The organism is Acidovorax sp. LjRoot204, from assembly GCF_056175785.1.
On sequence record NZ_JBGFFF010000258.1, the window covers coordinates 1 to 3964 of the forward strand.

General features: G+C 64.0%; 4 protein-coding genes and 1 pseudogene. 2 read left to right on the forward strand and 3 right to left on the reverse strand.

The genetic code is table 11. The features are described 5' to 3' along the window. Positions 1 to 67: pseudogene (locus AC04MI_RS23940) on the reverse strand (biopolymer transporter ExbD); the annotation flags it as partial. A 5-nt stretch (positions 68 to 72) separates the two neighbouring features. Then, complete coding sequence (locus tag AC04MI_RS23945; RefSeq protein WP_056062406.1) at positions 73 to 720, reverse strand: MotA/TolQ/ExbB proton channel family protein; 648 nt, start codon at positions 718 to 720, stop codon at positions 73 to 75. Between the two features lie 352 nt (positions 721 to 1072). On the opposite strand from AC04MI_RS23945, the gene xseA reads away from it, so the two are divergent. Both xseA and AC04MI_RS23955 read left to right on the forward strand, forming a co-directional pair. Next, positions 1073 to 2398, forward strand: a complete 1326-nt coding sequence (gene xseA / locus AC04MI_RS23950) for an exodeoxyribonuclease VII large subunit (protein ID WP_476498902.1) — start codon at positions 1073 to 1075, stop codon at positions 2396 to 2398. 209 nt (positions 2399 to 2607) lie between these two features. Then, positions 2608 to 3189, forward strand: coding sequence for a superoxide dismutase (locus AC04MI_RS23955; RefSeq protein ID WP_476498903.1), 582 nt, complete (start codon positions 2608 to 2610; stop codon positions 3187 to 3189). Positions 3190 to 3356: 167 nt separating this feature from the next. Here AC04MI_RS23955 and AC04MI_RS23960 read toward each other — a convergent pair whose 3' ends face one another. Further along, the gene (locus AC04MI_RS23960) at positions 3357 to 3896 is read right to left on the reverse strand and encodes a DUF192 domain-containing protein (protein WP_121943011.1); all 540 of its coding nucleotides are present in this window, start codon (positions 3894 to 3896) and stop codon (positions 3357 to 3359) included. Between the last annotated feature and the right edge of the window lie 68 nt (positions 3897 to 3964).

Below are 3964 nucleotides of genomic sequence, written 5' to 3' on the forward strand. Positions count from 1 at the left end.
GCAGCACGTCGATGAACGGGATCAGGTTGATCTCGGGCTCATCCTTGGCGCGGGGACGAAAGTTCATGGCGCTTACTTGGCTTTGCGCAGGCGCAGGATGTGGCGAACGAATTGCTCCGACGCCAGCTCCAGCGTGAGCAGATACGCGTCCACGCGGGCCCGGAAGTAGCGCCAGAAGATCAGCGAGGGGATCGCCACGATCAGGCCAAACGCGGTGTTGTAGAGCGCGATGGAGATGCCATGCGCCAGCTGGGCCGGGTTGCCGCCACCCATGGCCTGGCCCACACCGCCGCCGCCGGCCTGCGAGCCRAAGATCTCGATCATGCCGATGACSGTGCCCAGCAGGCCCAGCAGCGGAGCGGCTGAAGCGATGGTGGCCAGGGCCGACAGGTACTTCTCCAGCCGGTGCGCTACCGCGCGGCCGGTGCCTTCCATGGCGGCGCGCAGGTCGGTTTCACTGCACTGGGGGTTGCTGTTGAGGGTGCGCAGGCCGCTGGCCAGCACTTCACCCAGGGCCGAGTTCTGGGCCAGCTGGTTCACCACGTCGGGGGTGGGCAAGGCCTTGGACGACACCGTGATGGCTTCGTCGAGGAGTTTGGGGGGGGCCACGCGGGCCGTTTTCAGGGCCAGAAAACGTTCAAAAATCAGTGCCAGTCCCAGGACGGAACACGCGATCAGGGGCCAGATGGGCCAGCCTGCGGCTTGTATGATGGACAGCAAATCTCTCTCCGCGCAGATGAAAGCAATCGGCGATTATGGCCTAGCTTGCGGCGGCCACTGCGTCACAAACCGTTACGTTATCGCGCACGCCACCCATCACCGCGCTCACCCACAAAAACTGTGGATAACTTTGTGGGCAACCCACATCCACAGCCTCGCAAAGTGGCTTCGCGCCGTGCTTGCAACAGATTGATGAAAAATTGTGCAGTGAAAAATGTATATAAATCAACAGCTTGCACGTGTTATCGTGTTTTGCGGCCGATTGGGGTGCCCAGTTTGAAGGCAACTCCCGCTGGCTCGAAACTGTGGAGTACTCGCCGGGGGGGCGCGGCGCCAACGCGCGCCGTTTCTCATGTTTGACCGCTCAAGCCCAGCAGCGGCGCCCCGTATCTGGGAAGTTGGCGCGCTGTGCCGCGCCATTGCTGATGCCCTGGAGGCGCGCTTCAAYCCKGTCGCGGTGCGCGGCGAGATTWCSGGCTTCTCGCGCGCGTCSAGCGGWCATTGTTATTTTTCGATCAAGGACGCCAACGGGCAGTTGCGCTGCGCCATGTTCCGACGCGCAGCCACGTTGCTTGACTTTTCGCCGCGCGATGGTGAATTGGTGGAAGTGCGCGGGCGTCTCGGTGTGTATGAGGCACGTGGCGACCTGCAGTTCATCGTGGAAAGCATGCAGCGCGCGGGGCAGGGCGCGTTGTTCGAGCAGTTCCTGCGGCTCAAGGTGCAGCTCGACGCCGAAGGCCTGTTCGACACGGCGCGCAAGCGCCCGCTGCCGCTGCAGCCCCGCGGCATTGGCCTGGTCACGTCAGCCGGCGCAGCCGCGCTGCACGATGTGGTCACGGCGTTGCGCCGGCGTGTGCCGCACATTCCGGTGGTGCTGGTGCCAGCGCAGGTCCAGGGTGTGGCCGCCCCGCCGTCGATCATTGCGGCGCTATCAAAACTGTATCTGCTCGCGCAAGCGGGGCAGGCGCCTGGGGCTGATTCGAACCGGCATCCGCCTATTGACGTGATTTTGCTGGTCCGTGGAGGCGGCTCCATCGAGGACCTGTGGGCCTTCAACGACGAGCAGCTGGCCCGCACCATCGTGCAAAGCCCAGTGCCCCTGGTCAGCGGCGTGGGGCATGAGACCGATTTCACCATCGCTGACTTTTGCGCCGATCTGCGTGCACCTACCCCCACTGCAGCGGCCGAGCTGGTGGCCGAGCCGCGCGAGGTCTGGCTGGGCGCGCTGGGGTTGCTGGCAGGCCGCCTCAGCGATGGAGTGCAGCGCCAGCTGGATACCCGCCACCAGCGGCTGGACCAGGCTGCAGCCCGCCTCGGCCGTCCCTCGGGCCTGGTGGCGCGTCAGCAGCTGCAACTGGCGCGCCTTGCGCAGCGCATGCGCCATGGTGTGCTCCTGAAAATGCAGCGCCTGGCGCAACGCCAGCAAACACTGGAAACCCAATTGCCCCAGGCTTTGCAACGCAGTGCTGCGCAGCACGCCGAGCGGCTGGACCGCGCTGCCTTGCGACTGGAACTGCTGGACCCACGCTTGGTACTGCAGCGCGGTTATGCGCTGCTGACCGATACCAGCGGCCAGGCGGTGACCAGCGTGCGCCAGGCTCAGCCGGGCGACGCGCTGCGGGCCACGCTGGCCGACGGCGCCGTGGATGTGACGGTGTCGCAGCCACGGTTGCTGTGAGCGGATTGCGGAGGGAGAGGGCTGCAGGGCTTTTTTGTAGGACAGCGGCGGTTTGTGGCGTTGCGGGTGGGGAACCGGGAGCCCACATGCTGCACAGGTCACCTGATGTTCCTACAATGCCCCCTTCGCGCTGTGTCCGACTGCATTGCTCAGGAAAGCCCGCGTTGCAGACGGCATCCCAGAATTTCAAACCACGAGGAAACACCACCATGGAACACACCCTTCCCCCGCTGCCCTACGCCATCGACGCCCTGGCCCCGCACTACAGCCAGGAAACCCTGGAGTACCACCACGGCAAGCACCACAACGCCTACGTGGTGAACCTCAACAACCTGCAAAAGGGCACCGAGTTCGAATCCCTGACGCTGGAAGAGATCATCAAGAAGGCCAGCGGTGGCATCTACAACAACGCTGCGCAAATCTGGAACCACACCTTCTTCTGGAACTGCATGGCTCCCCAGGGTGGCGGTGAGCCATCGGGCGCACTGGCCGCAGCCATCAACGCCAAGTGGGGCAGCTACGCCGCTTTCAAGGAAGCCTTTGTGAAGTCCGCCGTGGGCAACTTCGGTTCGGGCTGGACTTGGCTGGTGAAGAAGGCTGACGGCAGCGTGGACATCGTCAACACCGGCGCCGCCGGCACGCCCCTGACCACCGCCGACAAGGCCCTGCTGACGGTGGACGTGTGGGAACACGCGTATTACATCGACTACCGCAACATGCGTCCCAAGTTCGTCGAAACCTTCCTCGACAAGCTGGTGAACTGGAAKTTTGCTGAAGCCAACTTCGCCTGATCGACCCGCGCAGTCGCGGTGTGGCGCCCACATCGCGCAGGCAACAAAAAACGGCCCGAGGGCCGTTTTTTGTTGCACGACAGAAAATTTGAAGTGTTTTCGGCTGGATGTGCTAGTGAATTATGGTTCTATTGCTATTGAATATGTAGCATCTGCAGCCCTTGGCGTCACTGCCGGGCAAACGGGGTCCCACTGAGTTTGGCCCCGGCCTTGATGCCCTTCTTGGCAAACCAGCCCTGGTTCATCTCCAGCACGTAGCGCACGGGCTTGGCCGAACAGTGTGAATCCAGTGTCTGGGGCTTCATGTCCTCCAGGTTCACGATGGTGCCGTCATCGGCAACGAAGGCGGCCGTGAGCGGCAGCAAGGTGTTCTTCATCCAGAAGCATTGCTGGGAGGGCTGCTCAAACACAAAGAGCATGCCTTCGTGCGCGGGCATTTCCTTGCGGTGCATCAGGCCGGTCTGGCGCTCCTGGGGGGTGAGGGCGACCTGGGCGTCGATGCGGTGCATGCCGGCGGTCAGTTCCACGCGCCGTAGGTTCATCTGTGGGCCTTCCTGCGCCTGGGCGACCCCAGCGGGCGCGGCCAGTGCACATGCCGCCAGCCAAACCCCCCAGGCCCCGACGGCGCGGCGGGCCCGGCTGGGAACACCGGTCGCCCCGCGCAGGGCGGCGAGCGGGAAGGCTGGGAGGGCGCGTGAGGCGGTCATGGGCGGGACTTTCTGGCAAAAAAGACAACAGTGGGTGCGGCAGCTGCGCCAGGGACGGACTGCAGCAC